The sequence below is a fragment of the Pseudomonas fortuita genome, from assembly GCF_026898135.2.
Classification (GTDB): Bacteria; Pseudomonadota; Gammaproteobacteria; order Pseudomonadales; family Pseudomonadaceae; genus Aquipseudomonas; species Aquipseudomonas fortuita.
The window spans coordinates 5,239,464-5,257,284 of record NZ_CP114035.2 but is presented as its reverse complement, the minus strand read 5'-3'; the positions used below and the strand labels follow the sequence as shown (position 1 = coordinate 5,257,284).

Annotated in this window: 16 protein-coding genes; 9 read left to right on the top strand and 7 right to left on the bottom strand. The window is 64.4% G+C overall.

The window, feature by feature from the left end; all coding sequences use genetic code 11:
- Positions 1–225 precede the first annotated feature (225 nt).
- Positions 226–1,128 carry a DMT family transporter gene (locus OZ911_RS24065; RefSeq protein WP_016489033.1) on the top strand — a complete coding sequence of 301 codons (903 nt, stop codon included), beginning with the start codon at positions 226–228 and terminating at the stop codon, positions 1,126–1,128.
- Between the two features lie 72 nt (positions 1,129–1,200).
- On the opposite strand, the gene OZ911_RS24060 is transcribed toward OZ911_RS24065, so the two are convergent.
- Both OZ911_RS24060 and OZ911_RS24055 read right to left on the bottom strand, forming a co-directional pair.
- Complete coding sequence (locus OZ911_RS24060; protein WP_023048849.1) at positions 1,201–2,175, bottom strand: 2-hydroxyacid dehydrogenase; 975 nt, start codon at positions 2,173–2,175, stop codon at positions 1,201–1,203.
- Positions 2,176–2,369: 194 nt separating this feature from the next.
- Entirely contained in the window at positions 2,370–3,317 is a 948-nt protein-coding gene (locus OZ911_RS24055) for a LysR family transcriptional regulator (RefSeq protein ID WP_016489031.1), read from the bottom strand.
- 192 nt (positions 3,318–3,509) lie between these two features.
- Here OZ911_RS24055 and OZ911_RS24050 point away from each other — a divergent pair, with 192 nt between their 5' ends.
- Genes OZ911_RS24050 through OZ911_RS24035 form a run of 4 tightly spaced genes read left to right on the top strand, consistent with a single transcriptional unit; the run spans position 3,510 to position 8,274 of the window.
- Positions 3,510–5,039 carry an efflux transporter outer membrane subunit gene (locus OZ911_RS24050; RefSeq protein ID WP_070086839.1) on the top strand — a complete coding sequence of 510 codons (1,530 nt, stop codon included), beginning with the start codon at positions 3,510–3,512 and terminating at the stop codon, positions 5,037–5,039.
- Complete coding sequence (locus tag OZ911_RS24045; protein WP_023048186.1) at positions 5,036–7,213, top strand: FUSC family protein; 2,178 nt, start codon at positions 5,036–5,038, stop codon at positions 7,211–7,213. The genes OZ911_RS24050 and OZ911_RS24045 overlap by 4 nt, the downstream gene beginning before the upstream one ends.
- The gene (locus OZ911_RS24040) at positions 7,203–7,403 is read left to right on the top strand and encodes a DUF1656 domain-containing protein (RefSeq protein WP_009685040.1); all 201 of its coding nucleotides are present in this window, start codon (positions 7,203–7,205) and stop codon (positions 7,401–7,403) included. The genes OZ911_RS24045 and OZ911_RS24040 overlap by 11 nt, the downstream gene beginning before the upstream one ends.
- A 10-nt stretch (positions 7,404–7,413) precedes the next feature.
- A complete protein-coding gene (locus tag OZ911_RS24035) occupies positions 7,414–8,274 on the top strand; it encodes an efflux RND transporter periplasmic adaptor subunit (RefSeq protein ID WP_016489028.1) in 861 nt (286 codons plus the stop codon).
- Positions 8,275–8,310: 36 nt separating this feature from the next.
- Here OZ911_RS24035 and OZ911_RS24030 read toward each other — a convergent pair whose 3' ends face one another.
- On the bottom strand, positions 8,311–8,763 hold the full coding sequence (locus OZ911_RS24030) for a universal stress protein (protein ID WP_016489027.1): 453 nt from the start codon (positions 8,761–8,763) through the stop codon (positions 8,311–8,313).
- A gap of 272 nt (positions 8,764–9,035) precedes the next feature.
- On the opposite strand from OZ911_RS24030, the gene OZ911_RS24025 reads away from it, so the two are divergent.
- The 4 genes from OZ911_RS24025 (at position 9,036) to OZ911_RS24010 (ending at position 14,137) form a co-directional block, all read left to right on the top strand.
- Positions 9,036–9,941, top strand: a complete 906-nt coding sequence (locus OZ911_RS24025) for a LysR family transcriptional regulator (RefSeq protein ID WP_060517440.1) — start codon at positions 9,036–9,038, stop codon at positions 9,939–9,941.
- Positions 9,942–10,057: 116 nt separating this feature from the next.
- Complete coding sequence (locus OZ911_RS24020) at positions 10,058–11,599, top strand: MFS transporter (protein WP_023048189.1); 1,542 nt, start codon at positions 10,058–10,060, stop codon at positions 11,597–11,599.
- A gap of 28 nt (positions 11,600–11,627) precedes the next feature.
- Positions 11,628–12,689: an HlyD family secretion protein gene (locus tag OZ911_RS24015; protein WP_060517442.1), complete on the top strand. Its 1,062-nt coding sequence runs from the start codon at positions 11,628–11,630 to the stop codon at positions 12,687–12,689.
- Positions 12,686–14,137 carry an efflux transporter outer membrane subunit gene (locus OZ911_RS24010; protein ID WP_070086840.1) on the top strand — a complete coding sequence of 484 codons (1,452 nt, stop codon included), beginning with the start codon at positions 12,686–12,688 and terminating at the stop codon, positions 14,135–14,137. Before OZ911_RS24015 ends, OZ911_RS24010 begins: the two co-directional genes overlap by 4 nt.
- Positions 14,138–14,166: 29 nt before the next feature.
- Here OZ911_RS24010 and OZ911_RS24005 read toward each other — a convergent pair whose 3' ends face one another.
- From OZ911_RS24005 to OZ911_RS23990, 4 genes are all read right to left on the bottom strand, one after another.
- Positions 14,167–14,979 carry an SDR family oxidoreductase gene (locus OZ911_RS24005; RefSeq protein WP_016489022.1) on the bottom strand — a complete coding sequence of 271 codons (813 nt, stop codon included), beginning with the start codon at positions 14,977–14,979 and terminating at the stop codon, positions 14,167–14,169.
- Between the two features lie 87 nt (positions 14,980–15,066).
- Positions 15,067–15,528, bottom strand: coding sequence for a multidrug transporter (locus OZ911_RS24000; protein WP_070086841.1), 462 nt, complete (start codon positions 15,526–15,528; stop codon positions 15,067–15,069).
- Positions 15,529–15,669: 141 nt separating this feature from the next.
- On the bottom strand, positions 15,670–17,124 hold the full coding sequence (locus OZ911_RS23995; protein WP_031312025.1) for a mannose-1-phosphate guanylyltransferase/mannose-6-phosphate isomerase: 1,455 nt from the start codon (positions 17,122–17,124) through the stop codon (positions 15,670–15,672).
- Between the two features lie 33 nt (positions 17,125–17,157).
- Entirely contained in the window at positions 17,158–17,805 is a 648-nt protein-coding gene (locus OZ911_RS23990; RefSeq protein ID WP_016489019.1) for an alginate O-acetyltransferase AlgF, read from the bottom strand.
- Between the last annotated feature and the right edge of the window lie 16 nt (positions 17,806–17,821).

Sequence of the window (17,821 nt, the reverse complement as noted above, 5' to 3'; positions counted from 1 at the left end):
TGCGCTTGCGCCGCAGTGACAGCTAGCTGAGAGGGAAAAGCGCAAGTTTGTGCAAGCGGTTAATGCCAGGAGGACGAACACTGAGGGCCTCGGCGAGGGCTGCGCCCTCGATTCGCGGGACAAGCCCGCTCCCACAGCATGCGAAGGCTGCACGGTATTTGTGGGAGCGGGCTTGCCCCGCGATGCGCCGGGCACCGATTTTGAGAGGCCCAAGGAACCGCCGCCATGAACCTGTCACTCTACCTGCTCACCGTCCTGATCTGGGGCACCACCTGGATCGCCCTGAAGCTCCAGCTGGGCGTGGTCGCCATCCCGGTCTCGATCGTCTATCGCTTCGCCCTTGCGGGCCTCATCCTGTTCGCCATCCTGCTGCTCACCCGTCGCCTGCAACCCATGAACAGGCGCGGCCACCAGATCTGCCTGGCCCAGGGCCTGTGCCTGTTCTGCGTCAATTTCATGTGCTTCCTCACCGCCAGCCAGTGGATTGCCAGTGGCCTGATCGCCGTGGTGTTTTCCACGGCGACCTTGTGGAACGCGCTGAACGCGCGGGTGTTCTTCGGCCAGAAGATCGCCGCCAATGTGCTGGGCGGCGGTGCCCTGGGCCTGCTCGGCCTGGGGCTGCTGTTCTGGCCGGAGCTGTCGCACCATGCGGCCAGCCGTGAAACCCTGTACGGCCTGGGCCTGGCCTTGCTCGGCACGCTGTGCTTCTCGGCGGGGAACATGCTGTCGAGCATGCAGCAGAAGGCCGGGCTCAAGCCCATGACCACCAATGCCTGGGGCATGGTCTACGGCGCCGCCATGTTGATGGTTTATTGCCTGTTCAGCGGCATTCCTTTCACCATGGAGTGGAACACCCGCTACATCGGTTCGCTGATGTACCTGGTGATTCCGGGTTCGGTAATCGGCTTCACTGCCTACCTGACCCTGGTCGGGCGCATGGGGCCGGAGCGGGCAGCCTACTGCACCGTGCTGTTCCCGTTGGTGGCGTTGAATGTGTCGGCGGTGGCCGAGGGGTATCAGTGGACGGCGCCGGCCTTGTGCGGGCTGGTGGCGGTAATGGCGGGGAATGTGCTGGTGTTTCGCAAGCCCAAGGCGAAGGTGGCTGAGGGTATTTTGGTGGCTAAATAGATAATCTGTTGCCTGTACCGGCCTCTTCGCGGGCAAGCCCGCGAAGAGGCCGGTACAGGCAAAGTAAGGCTGTCAGCCCTTCCACACCTGCGGGTTCACCAGGTCCCGCGGCCGTTCACCCAGCAGCGCCGCGCGCAGGTTGTCCATCGCGCGGTTGGCCATGGCCTCACGGGTTTCGGCAGTGGCCGAACCAATGTGCGGCAACGTCAGCGCATTGGGCAGTTTGAACAGCGGCGAATCGCTCAGTGGCTCCTTCTCGTACACATCCAGGCCAGCCCCACGAATGGTGCCGTTCTGCAACGCTTCGATCAGCGCTGCTTCATCCACTACCGGCCCGCGGGCGATGTTGATCAGGAAGGCACTTGGCTTCATCAGCTTCAGTTCCCGGGCGCTGATCAGCTTGCGGGTGGCGTCGGACAATGGCACCACGATAACGACGAAGTCCGCTTCGGCCAGCAACTGCTCCAGGCTGCGGAACTGTGCGCCCAGCTCTTGCTCAAGCGCGGTCTTGCGGCTGTTGCCCGCGTAGATGACCGGCATGTTGAAGCCGAACCGGCCACGACGGGCAATGGCGGCACCGATGTTGCCCATGCCGACGATACCCAGTGTCTTGCCATGCACATCGCTGCCGAAGAGCGTCGGCCCCACGGTGGCCTGCCAGTTGCCGGCCTTGGTCCAGGCATCCAGTTCGGCCGTGCGGCGGGCGCAGCCCATGACCAGCGAGAAGCCCAGGTCGGCGGTGCTTTCGGTGAGTACGTCGGGGGTGTTGGTCAGGGCGATGCCGCGTTCGTTGAAGTAGTCCAGGTCATAGTTGTCGTAGCCGACCGACACGCTGGACACTACCTCCAGCCTGGCCGCGCCTTCAAGCTGCGCACGGCCCAGCTTGCGGCCAACGCCGATCAGGCCGTGGGCCTCAGGCAGGGCTTCGTTGAACTGGGCGTTGATGTCGCCGAGCTTGGGGTTGGGCAAAATCACGTTGAAGTCTTGCTGCAGGCGCTCGGCCATGGCCGGGGTGATACGGCTGAAGGCCAGGACGGTCTTTTTCATCGGGCAACTTCTCTGCAAGGCGGTGGGACGAGGGTGGATTCTTCGCGGGTAAATCGGATCGCCGCACCGCCGCTCTCACAGGTTTTGCACAGGCATCGTGGGCAGCGCTGTACCTGTGGGAGCGGGCGTGCCCGCGAATGGGCCGACAATGGTTAGCAACCTACCATTGTCCACCCCCGCCATGCAGCAGCTTTTTAATTGGCGATCAGCACCTGATGGGTTTTCAGGTCCGCCTCATGGGCGGCGAGAATCTCCGGCAGCGAGTTGCGCAGGTACTCGACCCACGTCTTGATCTTGGCATCCAGGTACTGCCGCGACGGGTAGATGGCGTACAGGTTCAGTTCCTGCAGGCGGTATTCGGGTAGCACCCGCACCAGGCTGCCATCCCGCAGGCCATCAATGGCCGAATAGATCGGCAGCACGCCTACACCCATGCCGCTGCGGATGGCAGTTTTCATGGCGTCGGCGGTATTGACCATGAACGGCGAGCTGGTGATGTTGACCATCTCCTGGCCTTCCGGGCCGTCGAACAGCCATTTTTCCAGCGGGATCACCGGGCTGACCATGCGCAGGCAGGCATGCTTGAGCAGGTCGGCGGGCTTGTGCGCCACGCCGTGGCGGGCGATGTAGTCGGGCGAGGCGCAGACGATGCTGTAGGTGATGCCCAGGCGCTGCGACACGAACCCCGAGTCGGGCAGTTCGGTGGCCAGCACGATGGACACGTCATAGCCCTCGTCAAGCAGGTCGGGCACGCGGTTGGCCATGGTCAGGTCGAATGTGACGTCCGGGTGCGATTCACGGTAGCGGGCGATTGCATCGACCACGAAATGCTGGCCGACCCCGGTCATCGAGTGCACCTTCAGCTGCCCGGCCGGGCGGGCATGGGCATCGCTGGCTTCGGCTTCGGCTTCTTCCACATAGGTAAGAATCTGTTCGCAACGCATCAGGTAGCGCTTGCCGGCCTCGGTCAGCGCAATGCGGCGGGTGGTACGGTTGAGCAGCCTTGTTTGCAGATGGGCTTCCAGGTTGGAGACCGCCCGCGACACGTTCGCGGTGGTCGTGTCCAGTTGCGCGGCAGCAGCGGTAAAGCTGCCAAGCTGGGCTACGCAACTGAAAGCACGCATGTTTTGCAGGGTGTCCATGGGTCACTCTCGATGTAGAGGACAAAATTGTGTCACGAAGTAACGCAAAAAAGATGAAAAGTTGCCTTCGACCAAAGGCGGATTATCGCTGTTTTGGTAACAAAGATTCGCAGGAATCTGCGCTTATCGCCAGTGCTGCCGCCCCCTAGAATTGCCCGGTCCCCTTCACCTCTTCCTCGGGAAATCGCAGCTGTGCCGCGTCGCATCATCAGAACGCTCAATGCGTTCAGTGCCTGTGCCCTTGCCCTCACCTTGAGTGGCTGTATCGGAACCTGGGGCATCGCCCCGCAAAGCAAGACGCTGCAAGCCAATACCTTGACCACCGACGCGGCCATACGCGAAGCCGCGACCGACGCCCATTGGCCCGACCAGCAGTGGTGGCACGCCTATGGCGACCCGCAGCTGGATCGCTGGATTACCCTGGCGGTAGCCGGTAGCCCTAGCCTGGCCATGGCCGCGGCGCGTGTGCGCGAGGCCAAGGCCATGGCCGGCGTGGTCGAGTCGGCCGAAAAGCTCCAGGCCAATGGCCAGGCCACCCTCAAGCGCCACAACTGGCCTGAGGACCAGTTCTACGGCCCGGGCGCGCTGTCGGGCGCCAACACCTGGGACAACAACGCCGCCATCGGCTTCAGCTATGCCCTCGACCTCTGGGGCCGTGATCGCAATGCCAGCGAGCAGGCTGTGGACCAGGCGCACATGAGCGTGGCCGAAGCCCGCCAGGCGCAGCTGGAGCTGCAGAACAACGTGGTGCGTGCCTATATCCAGCTGAGCCTGCATTTTGCCCAGCGCGATATCGTCAAGGCCGAACTGGAGCAGCAGGAGCAGATCCTGGCCCTGGCCAAGCGCCGCCTGGATGCCGGCATCGGTACCCATTTCGAAGTCAGCCAGGCCGAAGCGCCGCTGCCGGAAACCCACCGTCAGCTCGACAGCCTGAACGAAGACATTGCCCTGACCCGCAACCAGCTGGCCGCACTGGCCGGCAAGGGCCCGGGGGAGGGCGCGCAATTGCAGCGCCCGGCCCTGGCCTTGGCCGCGCCGCTGAAACTGCCATCGAACCTGCCCGCCGAACTGGTCGGCCAGCGTCCCGATGTGGTTGCCAGCCGCTGGCAGGTGGCTGCCCAGGCGCGAGGTATCGACGTCGCCCACGCCGGCTTTTTCCCCAACGTCGACCTGGTCGGCAGCCTGGGCTTCATGGCTACCGGCGGTGGCCCGCTGGAATTCCTGACCGGGCGCAAGTTCAACTACAACGTCGGGCCGGCCATCAGCTTGCCAATCTTCGACGGCGGCCGCCTGCGCTCGGAACTGGGTGTGGCGTCGGCGGGGTATGACGTGGCTGTGGCCCGTTACAACCAGACCGTGGTGGGGGCACTGAAGAACATCTCCGACCAGTTGATCCGCCGCGAGTCGATGAAAGAACAGTCGCATTTCGCTGCCGAGTCCGTCGCCGCCGCGCAGAAAACCTACGACATCGCCATGGTTGCCTTCCAGCGCGGCCTCACCGACTACCTGAACGTACTCAACGCGCAGACCTTGCTGTTCCGCCAGCAGCAGGTGCAGCAGCAGGTGCAGGCCGCCCGCCTGATTGCCCATGCCGAGCTGGTGACCGCCCTGGGTGGTGGCCTGCAGGCCGGTCAGGATGCGCCGACAGAGGAACGCCAGGCCGCGCCGAAAACCCCGGCCACCCTGGCCATTTTCGACAAGAAGCCGGATAACGCCGAATGAGCACTTCCAGTTTGCCCGTGCGCTGGCTGCAAAGCCTGGAGTGGCGCCGGGGCTTCTTTGCCTGGGCCCGCACCGACGGCGTGACCTGGGTGTACATCTTCAAGGTGCTGGCCGCCGCGTTCATCACCCTGTGGCTGGCCATGCGCCTGGAGCTGCCGCAACCGCGCACAGCCATGATCACCGTGTTCATCGTCATGCAGCCGCAAAGCGGGCATGTGTTCGCCAAGAGCTTCTACCGGGTGCTCGGCACCCTGGCCGGCTCGGCGATGATGGTGGCGCTGATTGCCATTTTCCCGCAGAACACCGAGCTGTTCCTGCCCAGCCTGGCCTTGTGGGTGGGGCTGTGTTCGGCAGGCGCCATGCGCTATCGCACCTTCCGTGCCTATGGCTTTGTGCTGGCCGGCTACACGGCCGCGATGATCGGCCTGCCGGTGCTTCAGCACCCCGACCAGGCCTTCATGGCGGCGGTATGGCGGGTGCTGGAGATTGCCCTGGGCATTCTGGTGTCGACCTTCGTCAGCGCCGCCATCCTGCCGCAGTCGGCCAGTGCCGCCATGCGCAACGCCTTGTACCAGCGCTTTGGCGTTTTTGCCGGGGTAGTGGTCGAGGCGCTGCGTGGCGATAGCCAGAAGGACCGTTTCGAGAGCAGCAACGTGCGCTTCGTTGCCGAGGCCGTGGGCCTTGAGAGCCTGCGCAACGTCACCGCCTTCGAAGACCCGCACATGCGCCGTCGCAGTGGCCGGCTGGTACGGATGAACAGCGAGTTCATGGCCATTACCACGCGCTTCAACGCCCTGCACCGTTTGCTGGAGCGCCTGCGCGCCCGTGGCCCGCTGCAGATCGTCAGCGCCATCGAGCCAGGCCTGAACACCTTGGTGGAGCTGCTGCAGCCTTACGTGGGCCGGGCGTTGACCGACGCCGATGCACTGCGCCTGACCCTGGAACTGGCTGCCTACAAAGAGGGGCTGCAAGCGCAGGTGCGGGGCCTGCGCGCCGAGTACCTGGCGACCGACCCCAGCGAATCCGACCTCCTCGATTTCCACACCGCCTTCGAACTGCTGTACCGCTTCGTCGACGAGATGTTCAGCTACGCCCAAACCCACGCCTCGCTGGCCGCGCACAGGCATGAGCGCGAACAGTGGGACGAGCCCTACGTGGCGCAGACCAGCTGGCTGGTGTCGCTGGCCGCCGGTGTACGCGCCTCGGCGGTGCTGTTGCTGCTGGGCAGCTACTGGCTGCTCAGCGACTGGCCCAGCGGCGCCATGATGACCCTCATCGCCACGGTTACCGTGGGCCTTTCGGCGGCGTCACCCAACCCCAAGCGCATGTCGTTCCAGATGGCCTGCGGCACAGCCATCGGCGCCTTTGTCGGCTTCTTCGAAACCTTCTTCGTGTTCCCCTGGATCGACGGTTTCCCGCTGCTGTGCATGGTGCTGGCGCCGGTGTTCGTGCTGGGCGCGTTCCTTTCGTCGCGCCCTGCCTATGCCGGTTACGGCATCGGCCTGCTGGTGTTCTTCGCGATTGGCTCGGTGCCGAACAACCTGACGGTGTATGACCCGTACACCTTCATCAACGACTACATCGGCATGGTCATCGGCATGTTCGTTTGTGCCGCCGCCGGGGCGATCATCCTGCCGCCCAACAGCCGCTGGTTGTGGAACCGCCTGGAGCAGGAGCTGCGCGAGCAGGTGCTGTTCGCCATCAGTGGCCGCCTGCGCGGTATCGGTACGGCCTTCGAAAGCCGTACCCGCGACCTGCTGCACCAGGCCTATGGCCTGGCGGCTGGCAAGCCGCAGGTGCAGAGCCAACTGATGGGCTGGATGTTCACCGTGCTGGAAATCGGCCACGCCGTGATCGAGCTGCGCAAGGAACAAGCTCGCGCACCGGTGCACCCGGCCTACGCCGAGTCGCAGCCGTGGCGCCAGGCCATCCGCGTCATGGGCCGTGCCCTGACACGTTTGTTCTTGCAGCCAAATGCCAGCAACCACGAACGCGCCCTGGTCGCCGTGGACCATGCCATTGCCAGGGTGCAGGCCACCGACGAACCGTTCGCCCGTCATTTCGACACCTCGGTACTGCGCCGCGCGCAGAGCTACCTGCACTTCATCCGTTCCTCCTTGCTCGACCCACAGTCGCCACTGGCACCGGCGAAAGGATTGCACCATGCCCCGTGAGATCGCCTTTCATGGCGTTTACATGCCCACCATGACCTTGATGTTCCTGTTCGCCCTGGGCCTGGCCTGGGGCCTGGACCGGTTCATTGCCAGCCATGATGGCTACCGCTTCTTCTGGCACCCGGCGCTGTTGCGCCTGAGCCTGTTCGTCTGCCTGTTCGGCGCCATGGCGCTTACTGTCTACTGGTGAGAATCCTTCGATGAAAAAGTTCTTCAGCCTGATCGCCACCCTGCTGGTGCTGGTCGCTGCCGTGGCCATCGGTCGCCAGTTGTGGCTGCACTACATGACCACGCCGTGGACCCGCGACGGCCGCGTACGCGCCGACATCATCAACGTCGCTGCCGATGTGCCAGGCTACGTGGTGGACGTACCGGTCAAGGACAACCAGCGGGTGAAGAAGGGCGACCTGCTGATCCAGATCGACCCCGAGCACTACCAGTTGGCGGTCGACCAGGCCAAGGCCATGGTGGCGTCACGCAAGGCCACCTGGGAAATGCGCAAGGTCAACGCCAAGCGCCGTGCCGACATGGACAACCTGGTGATCTCCAAGGAAAACCGTGACGACGCCAGCAACATCGCCAACTCCGCCCAGGCAGACTACCAGCAAGCCCTTGCCGAACTGGCGGCAGCCGAGCTGAACCTCAAGCGCACGCATATCGTCGCCACAGTGGATGGCTACGTGACCAACCTGAATATCCACAAGGGCGACTACGCGCGCACCGGTGAGGCGGTGATGGCGGTGGTCGACGAAAATTCGTTCTGGGTGTACGGGTTCTTCGAGGAGACCAAGCTGCCGCACGTGAAGGTGGGTGACCAGGCCGAGTTGCAGATGATGAGCGGCGAGCGGATCAAGGGGCATGTGGAGAGCATTGCCCGCGGCATCTATGACCGCGACAACCCACAAAGCCGCGAGCTGATCGCCGATGTGAACCCCACCTTCAACTGGGTGCGCCTGGCACAGCGGGTGCCGGTGCGTATTCACATCGATGAAGTGCCGGAAGGGTTTTTGCTGGCGGCGGGGACGACGTGTACGGTGGTGGTGAAGCCGAGTTCGCCTTGAGAGATGTGTTGCCCGTAAGGTGGCACATGTCCCGATTCATACACTCGTCGCCCCCACCAACACAGGTACCTGGACCTGATCGATCACCTTCGAGCTGATCGACGGGTCGAGCAACCGCCCCAACCGTGTCAGGTGACGGTGGCCCATGATGATCAGCTCGCAGTTCAATTCCTGCGCCTTGGCCACAATCACATCAACGGGCTGGCCGGCCACCATGCACCCCTGGCAGGTGAAGCCGGCTTGCTGCAGCTCGCGCACGGCCGCGGCTACGGCGTGGTCGGCATGCTGCTGTTCCTCGCAGGCGGCGGGGTATTCTTCCAGTTCCTCGGCGGTGTAGGGCGCAGGTTGCTCATGCACGGCGAAGGTGGAATCGATGGCCAGCAGCACGTGCAGTTCGTGTTCACCGGGGCGGCAGTAGCGGCGCGCGAGGGTGAGCAGGGCGCTGGAAGCAGGGGAGGCGTCGATGGCGATCAGGACGGGGCTGGGCATGGGGATCCTTGGCTGAGGCTGAGTAATGTGCTTGCAGGTCGGGCCCTTTCGCGGGGCAAGCCCGCTCCCACAGGACTCCCAAAATGCCCAAACGCTGTGGAGTAACTGTGGGAGCGGGCTTGCCCCGCGAAAGGGCCCGACCTGCCCATCACCCATTTATGGCCAAACGTGCCCAGTGAATAAATGCCCCACCACGCAAGAGCGCATTGCGTCTGATGCAATCCACCAACCTGCTACCATCGCGTTTCCCACAGCTGTAATGGAAAACGGCCATGCAACTCCCGGACATGAACCTGCTCGTCGCCCTCGATGCCCTGCTCGACGAAGGCAGCGTCGTGGGCGCAGCGCAGCGCATGAACCTGAGCCCGGCCGCCATGAGCCGCACCTTGGGGCGCATTCGCGATGCCCTGGGTGACCCCATCCTGGTGCGCGCCGGCCGTGGCCTGGTGCCGACGCCGCGGGCGCTGGCCTTGCGCGAGCAGGTGCATGGGCTGGTAGAGCAGGCCGGGCAGGTGTTTCGCAGCCGTGACGATGTCGACCTGGTTAACCTGGACCGTGCCTTCAACATCCGCACCAATGATCTGTTCATTGCCCTGTACGGCGCTCAGCTGCTGCGCATGATGCTGGCCCAGGCGCCGCGTACGGTGTTGCGGTTCGTCCCGGAGGGCAGTGGTGACGATGATGCGGTGCTGCGCAACGGGCATATCGACCTGATCATCAGCTCGGCCATTGAGCTGGGGCCGGAAATCAAGGTGCAGAGCCTGTTCAACACCTACTTCGTGGGCCTGGCGCGGGAGGGGCACCCGATCTTCGACGCCCCGATCACCCCTGAGCGATTTGCCGCCTACCCGCAGATCAGCGTGTCCCGACGCGGCCGGGCCAATGGACCCATTGATGTGGCGTTGGCCAATCACAAGGTGGAACGTCGAGTGGCCCTGATCACCACCAGTTTCCATTCGGCGATGTTCTCGCTGCCGGATTCGGACCTGATCCTGCCGATACCCGCCAATATCCTCAACAGCGTGCAGCGGTTGAAGTTGCCATTGCGCTCGTTCGAGATCCCGGTGCCGTTGGAGAAGGTCAATGTGATGCAGGCGTGGCACCCGCGCTTTGACAACGACCCCGCGCACCGTTGGTTGCGCCAGACGTTGAAAGCGTGTGGCCGCATAGACCCGTGATTTCGGCATCGATTGCGTCTGACGCAATATACAACTATCAACAAGTCAGTTTTCGTCAGCATTCGACCTTCTTAAACTTGCCCCAGCCCTGAAATTGTTGCTGGAGATGTATTCCCATGAGTTCCCTGACCGCGCCCTCTGCGGCGCTGGCCGCCGCCCCCGCGCCGGCCGCACCTGCGCAGACGGCGTTTGGCCTGCAGGTGGTGGTCGGGCTGTTCGGTGTGTTGCTGGCCGTGCTGTGTGCAGGCCTGAACGAGTCGGTCACCAAGATTTCCCTCGCCGATATCCGCGGTGCCATGGGCATCGGTGCCGACGAAGGCGCCTGGTTGCTGGCGGTGTACAGCGCCGCCTCGGTCTCGGCCATGGCCTTTGCGCCCTGGCTGGCCACCACCTTCTCGCTGCGGCGCTTCACCATGAGCGCAATCGCCCTGTTCGCCGTGCTCGGCCTGTTGCAACCGTTCGCCCCCAACCTGCACAGCCTGATGCTGCTGCGTGTGCTGCAGGGCTTTGCCTCGGGAGCCCTGCCGCCGATGCTGATGAGCGTGGCCCTGCGCTTTTTGCCACCAGGTATCAAGGTCTATGGCCTGGCCTGCTACGCCCTGACTGCCACCTTCGGCCCCAACCTCGGCACACCACTGGCGGGGCTGTGGACCGAATATGTCGGTTGGCAATGGGCGTTCTGGCAGATCATCCTGCCCTCGCTGCTGGCCATCGTTTGCGTCGGCTGGGGCCTGCCACAGGACCCGCTGCGCCTGGAGCGTTTCAAGCAGTTCGACTGGCGTGGCGTGCTGCTTGGCCTGCCGGCCATCAGCTGCATCGTGCTGGGCCTGTCGCTGGGCGACCGCTGGGGCTGGTTCGATTCGCCGCTGATCTGCTGGCTGCTGGGCGGTGGCCTGCTGTTGCTGGTGCTGTTCATGTACAACGAGTGGTCCGAGCCGTTGCCGTTCTTCCAGTTGCGCATGCTGCAGCGGCGCAACCTGAGTTTTGCATTGGTGACCTTGGCCGGTGTGCTGATCGTGCTGTCGGGTGTGGGCAGCATCCCCTCTGCCTACCTGGCGCAGATCCAAGGCTACCGCCCGGCGCAGACCAGCCCGTTGATGATGCTGGTGGCCATGCCGCAGTTGATCGCCCTGCCGCTGACGGCGGCGTTGTGCAACATCCGCGCGGTGGACTGCCGCTGGGTGCTGGGTATTGGCCTGGCGATGCTGGCGGTGTCCTGTGTCGGCAGCAGCCTGCTGACCAGCGAGTGGATCCGTGGCGACTTCTACCCGTTCTACCTGTTGCAGGTGTTCGGCCAGCCGATGGCGGTGCTGCCGCTGCTGATGCTGTCCACCAACGGCATGACGCCGCAGGAAGGCCCGTTCGCCTCCAGCTGGTTCAACACCGTGAAAGGCCTGGCCGCCGTGATCGCCGGTGGCCTGCTGGATGCCGTTGGCACCCTGCGCCGGCACTTTCATTCCAACCACCTGGTGGACAGCCTGGGCAACGCCCCGCTGGTCGACGACAGCGCTGCGGGCTTGGCCAGGCGCATCCACGACCAGGCGCTGGTACTGACCTCGGCTGACCTGTACCTGGTCCTGGCCTGCATTGCCGTGGCGCTGATCTGCCTGATTCCTTTCGTGCCTACCCGGGTCTATCCGCCGCGTGCGGTGGCCTGACCCCTGGATGAATTCGAGAACCGCTGAAATGACCAACAACCGCAAAACCCTGTTCATCGGCTCGGTGCTGGCCGTGGCTGTCCTGGCTGGCATCGTCGGCCCCTGGATATTTGGCAGCGACCACCGGCAGAGCACCAACGACGCCTACGTGATTGCCGACTACACCGTGGTCGCGCCAAAGGTGGCCGGCTTTATCAAAGAAGTGCTGGTGGAGGACAACCAGCAAGTCAAGGCCGGCCAGTTGCTGGCGACCATCGACGCCCGTGATTACCAGGCCGCCCTGGATGCCGCGCAGGCGCAGTTGCTGGTGGCCCAGGCGCAAAGCGCCGATGCCCGCGCCACCCTTGAGCGCCAGGCATCGTTGATTGCCCAGGCCGAGGCTGCTGTCAAAGCCGCCCAGGCCGAAGCGGCGTTCGCCGACCATGAGGTCAACCGCTACAGCCGCCTGGCCGAGCAGGGCGCCGGTACCGTGCAGAACGCCCAGCAGGCGCGCAGCGGCGTCGACCAGGCCCGTGCGCGCCTGGCCAATGCTCAGGCGGCGTTAGTGGCAGCGCGCAAGCAGGTGGATATTCTGACCGCCCAGGTGGCCAGCGCCGATGGCCAGCTGAAACGGGCCGAAGCGGGCGTGGAAAAGGCCCAGCTCGACCTGTCCTACACACGCATTACTGCGCCGGTGGACGGCATGGTCGGCGAGCGCGCACTGCGCATAGGCGCCTACGTCAACCCGGGTGCCCGCCTGCTGTCGGTGGTGCCGTTGCAGCAGGCCTATGTGGTCGGCAACTTCCAGGAAACCCAGCTGACCCACGTGCAGCCTGGCCAGCCGGTGAGCATCAGCGTCGACACCTTCTCCGGCGAAAAGCTGCAAGGGCATGTGGAAAGCATTGCCCCGGCTACCGGCGTCACCTTCGCCGCCGTCAAACCGGACAACGCCACCGGCAACTTCACCAAGGTGGTGCAGCGCATTCCGGTGAAGATCGTATTCGATGATGGCCAGCCACTGCTCACCCGCCTGCGTGTGGGCATGTCGGTGGAAGCGACCATCGATACCCGTGGCGACAAGCTGGACGGCAAAGAGGTAAGCGCACGATGAAACCGGCATTACGCTTGAGCCCGGTACTGCTGGCCGTGTTGCTGGCGGGCTGCACCATGGGCCCGGACTTCCTGCGCCCTGACAGCCAGGCACCGCAGCAGTGGGTGCCGCTGCAAGGCGAGGCGGCGGCCAGCCAGCCGCAGGCCCAACCGCTGGAACTGCGTTGGTGGGAAACCTTCCATGACGCACAGCTCAGTGCCTTGATCCAGCGCGTTGCCGAGCGCAACCTCGACCTGCAGATGGCCAGCGCCCGCTTGCTGCAAAGCCGCGCCCTGCGCAGTACCGTGGCTGCCGATGAAGTGCCGTCGGTGGATGCAAGCGCCGGCTACAGCCGCGCCCGCAACAGCGCCGAAGGCCTGAGCGATCCGTCTGGCAAGGCAGGCAAAGCGGCGTACAACCTTTGGCAAGGTGACCTGGTGGCCGGTTGGGAGCTGGACCTGTGGGGCCGCGTGCGGCGCCAGGTCGAGGCTGCCGATGCTACTGTCGAAGTGGCCGAGAACGACCGCCGCGGGGTGCTGCTGGCCTTGCTCTCGGAAACCGCCGGCAATTACATCCAGCTGCGCGCCGTGCAGCACACCCTCGATGTGACGCAGGACAACCTCAAGGTTGCCCGGCACAGCCTGAAGCTGTCCGAAAACCGCCAGGCCGAAGGCGTTGCCACGCGCCTGGATGTGGCCCAGGCCAGCGCCCAGGTTGCTTCGATCGAGTCGCGATTGCCAAGCCTGGAAGCCCGGCGTGATGACCTGATCAACGCGCTCAGCCTGCTTGCTGCCGAACCGCCGCGCAGCTTGCAGGCCGAATTGCTGCAGGGCGGCGAGCTGCCCGCGCCGCAGCAGCAGTTTGCCATCGGCTTGCCCTCCGAACTGGCCGAGCGCCGGCCGGACATCCGCCAGGCTGAAGCCCGCCTGCATGCCGCCACCGCCAGCATTGGCGTGGCCAAGGCGGATTTCTACCCGAGCATCCGGCTGTCGGGCAGTGTCGGCTTCCAGGCCATGCAACTGTCGGATTTCGGCGGCTGGGATTCGCGCCGCTTTGCCTTCGGGCCGCAGCTGTCGCTGCCGATTTTCGAGGGCGGCCGGCTCACTGGCACCCTGGAGCTGCGCGAGGCGCAGCAGCAGGAAGCGGCGCTGAACTACCGCAAGGTGGTGCTGGGGGCATGGCATGAGATTGACGATGTACTTCGCCTGTACAACGCCAGCCAATTGCGCCGTGACCACCTGGCCGAGGCCGTGCGACAGAACCGCATCGCCCTGGAAACTGCCCAGCGCCAGTATGTGGAAGGGGCGGTGGACTTTCTCAATGTGCTGACGGTGCAGGGTGCATTGCTGGCCAGCGAGGAGCAGTGGATCGACAGCTCGGCGGCGGTGTCCCAGGCGTTGGTGGGGCTGTACAAGGCCTTGGGGGGTGGCTGGCAGGCGTTTGATGAGCAGCCCGCGAAGAAAGCGTAAAGGCAGGGCCGGTACAGGTGGCCGAGATCTCAGAGCGGGCGCAGCAGGCCAAAGCGCTTGCGCAGCGCCCAATCCAGCAACCGCCGTGGCAGCAACCTCGCCATCAGCGGCAACGCCGTACTGCCATTCCCCAACCGCACCATCCCCGGTACCGGCGATTTGCCGACTGCCGCCAACACACCCTGGGCAAACACCGCCGCCGAAGTCGGCTTGTCCTGCGAAGCCCGCGCCCGCGCCTGGACATGCTCACGCAACGGCCACCATGGTGAGTCCGCCGCCAGTACCTGCTCGGCCTGGCGCTGGGCATTGTTGGCGAACTGCGTGTCAATCGCCCCCGGCTGCACTTCCATCACCTGCACACCGAACGGCGCCAGTTCCAGGCGCAAGGCATCGCTCAGCGCATGCACGGCCGCTTTCGAGGCGCAGTAGGCACCGGCGAATGGCGTGACCAGCACACCGGAAACGCTGCCGATGTTCACCACCGTGGCGCGTGAGCGGCGCAGCAACGGGAACAGCGCGCGGGTCACGCCGACCACGGCAAACACGTTGGTTTCGAACTGTTGGCGCAGGGCATCCACACCACCGTCCAGCAACGGGCCCATGGCGCCGTAGCCGGCGTTGTTGATCAGGATATCCAGGGTTTCGAGTTCTTCGGCCAGGCGGGCGAGGGCCTCACTGTCGTTCACATCCAGTTGCCGGGCGGTGAAGCCGGCGGCGTTCAGCACTTCAACATCCTCTGCCTTGCGAGCAGTGGCCCAGACGTGGTGGCCGGCATCGCGAAAGGCGTCGGCGAGGGCGCGGCCGATGCCGCTGGAACAACCGGTGATCAGGACGGTGGGCATGGTTGGGGCCTGTTGTAAGGAGGATTGGTTTTCCTGTGCTGGCCTCTTCGCGGGTTCACCCGCGAAAGGGCCGGTACAGGCGATCTATCAATTGGCAAATGTACCTTGCAGGTGCTCGGCACGGAATTCCAGGGTCTGTGGCCGGTAACCGGCGCGCAGGGGGGGCAGCGGCAGGCAGTCCTTCCACTCGGCCCCCGGCTGCAAATCACCCGGCCCTCGGTAGCGCGGGGCGTTGTAGGTGCTTTCGGCCAGGTTCACCGTGTCGCCCGGTGCATACGCCGCCACTCGCCAGCGCAGTTCGGTCAGCGGGGCCTTGTTGCCGTTTTTCATCTGTACCTGCAACGCGCGGTCAGCCGGGCATTGTTCGGGGGCATAGGCAAGGCGCAGGTCCAGGCGGGCCAGTTGCGAGGCTTCGCGGGTTTCCTGCCAGGCAACGAACAGGGCTACCAGGCCCAGGCCACATACGGCGGCCAAGGAGATCGGTAGGGCCTTGGCCGGGTAGCGCAGCAGCACCAGCCAGGTGAGGATGAGGAAGGCGCCGATGATCATGGGGCTTGCAGACCTAGGTTGCGCGGGGTCTGACCATCGTAGCCTGAAATGGGGGAGGGCTCAAAAACGCGAGCCCGCCCCCAGCCCTTGTGGGAGCGGGCTTGTCCCGCGAAAGGGCCGCAAAGCGGCCTCAAGGTTCACTTACTGCGCGATGGTCTTGACCGATATCCCACGCTCGACCGGCGTGGAAGTGCGCCCATACACATCCTCGAAACGCTCGATATCATCCTCGCCCAGATAGCTGCCGGACTGCACTTCGATGATTTCCAGCGGGATCTTGCCCGGATTGCGCAGGCGGTGGACCGAAGCGATCGGGATGTAGGTCGACTGGTTCTCGGTCAGCAGGAACACGTTCTCGTCACAGGTGACCTCGGCAGTACCAGACACCACAATCCAGTGCTCGGCACGGTGGTGGTGCATCTGCAGCGACAGGCTGGCACCCGGCTTGACGGTGATGTGCTTGACCTGGAAGCGGCCGCCCATGTCCACCGAGTCGTACGAGCCCCACGGGCGATACACTTCCAGATGGTTCTGGGTTTCAGTACGGCCCTGCTCGTCGAGGGTCTTGACCATCTGCTTGACGCCCTGGACCTTGTCCTTGTGGGCAATCATCATGGCGTCCTTGGTCTCGACCACCACGATGTTCTCCAAGCCGATCACCGACACCAGCTTGCCGTTGCCGTGGATCATGCAGTTGCGGCTGTCCTGTACCACCACGTCGCCCTTGGTGACGTTGCCGTTGTCGTCCTTCTCGTGCACGTCCCACAGCGACGACCAGCAGCCCACGTCGCTCCAGCCGGCCGACATCGGCACCACGCAGGCGCGCTGGGTCTTTTCCATCACCGCGTAGTCGATGGAGTTGTCCGGGCAGCAGGCGAAGGTCGCTTCATCGATGCTGAGTACATCGTCCTCTTCCTCGCTGCGCTCCAGGGCCAGCACGCAGGTGTCGTAGATGTCGGCATCGTGCTTTTTCAGCTCTTCGAGGAAGCGGCTGGCGCGGAACAGGAACATGCCACTGTTCCAGAAGTAGCCACCGGCCTGGACGAACTCGGCGGCACGTTTTTCGTCGGGTTTTTCCACGAACTGGGCCACGCGCGCCACGCCCTCGGGCAGCAGCGCGTCCTGGCTGGAGCGGATGTAGCCGTAGCCGGTTTCCGGCTTGGTCGCCGGTACGCCGAACAGCACCATTTCGCCACGCTCGGCGGCAACGGTGGCCAAGGCCAGGGCGCGCTGCAGGGCCTTCTGGTCGTCGATCACGTGGTCGGCGGGCAGCACCAGCATCAGATCGTCGCGGCCTTCGTTGACCAGTTTCATGGCGGCCATGGTCACGGCCGGCGCGGTGTTGCGGCCAAACGGCTCCATCAGGATGCCCTGGGTTTCCAGCTTCAGCGCAGCGAGCTGCTCCTGGACGATGAATTTGTGGTCCTTGTTGCAGACCACGATCGGCGTGTCCATGCCTTCGAACGCCAGGCGCTCGAGGGTTTGCTGGAACAGGGTGTGTTCGCCGGTCAGGGCCAGGAACTGCTTGGGGAACTGCTTGCGCGACAGTGGCCACAGACGCGAACCGCTACCACCAGAAAGAATTACCGGGATCATCATGTTTCTCCAATAGTCGTTAAAGGCAGGGGATCAGTTGCTAGCCACGGGGCGAGTTACCCACACCGGCGACAAAGCGTTGCCGGAACCGGTTACGTACAGCACGGCGGCTTCGCCGCGCTCCAGGGCGACGGGTTTCACGTCACCCACTTTCTTGTCGCCCTGGTACAGCGCCAGGTTGACCTTGACCGGGTTGATTTCGCGTTCGCCACGGCCGTTGGCGGCCACCGGCTTGACCACTTCGGTCTTGCCGTCGGCGGTTTTCAGGGTCAGCTGCTGGTCGCTCAGGTTCTGCACGCGCACCAGGGCTTTCTGCTTGTTCTTGAACGGTGGTTCTTCGATCAGCTGCGGGTTGCCGGTGCCGCTGTTGACCAAGGTGTAGTACTTGTCCGAGGCCAGTTTCACCGGCACGCTCTTGCCGCCGACCTGGGCGGTGTAGTCGCCGCCTGGCAGGAAGCTGAAGTCGCTGCTGGCCTGGGCGCCAACCTGCTTGATCTGGGTGTTGCCGACCGACGCGGCAGCCGGTGCGCTGGCTGCGTTGTACAGGCGCACAAAGGTCGAGCCTTTCGGTGCGCTAGGGCCATACAGCGCAGCATCGGCACCGGCGAAGGCCTGCATCGAAGCAAGGGAAAGGCCGGCCGCGAGGGTGAGGGCTTTGGCAATGGAAGTCTTGGTAGTCATGTGCATTTCCTCTCTA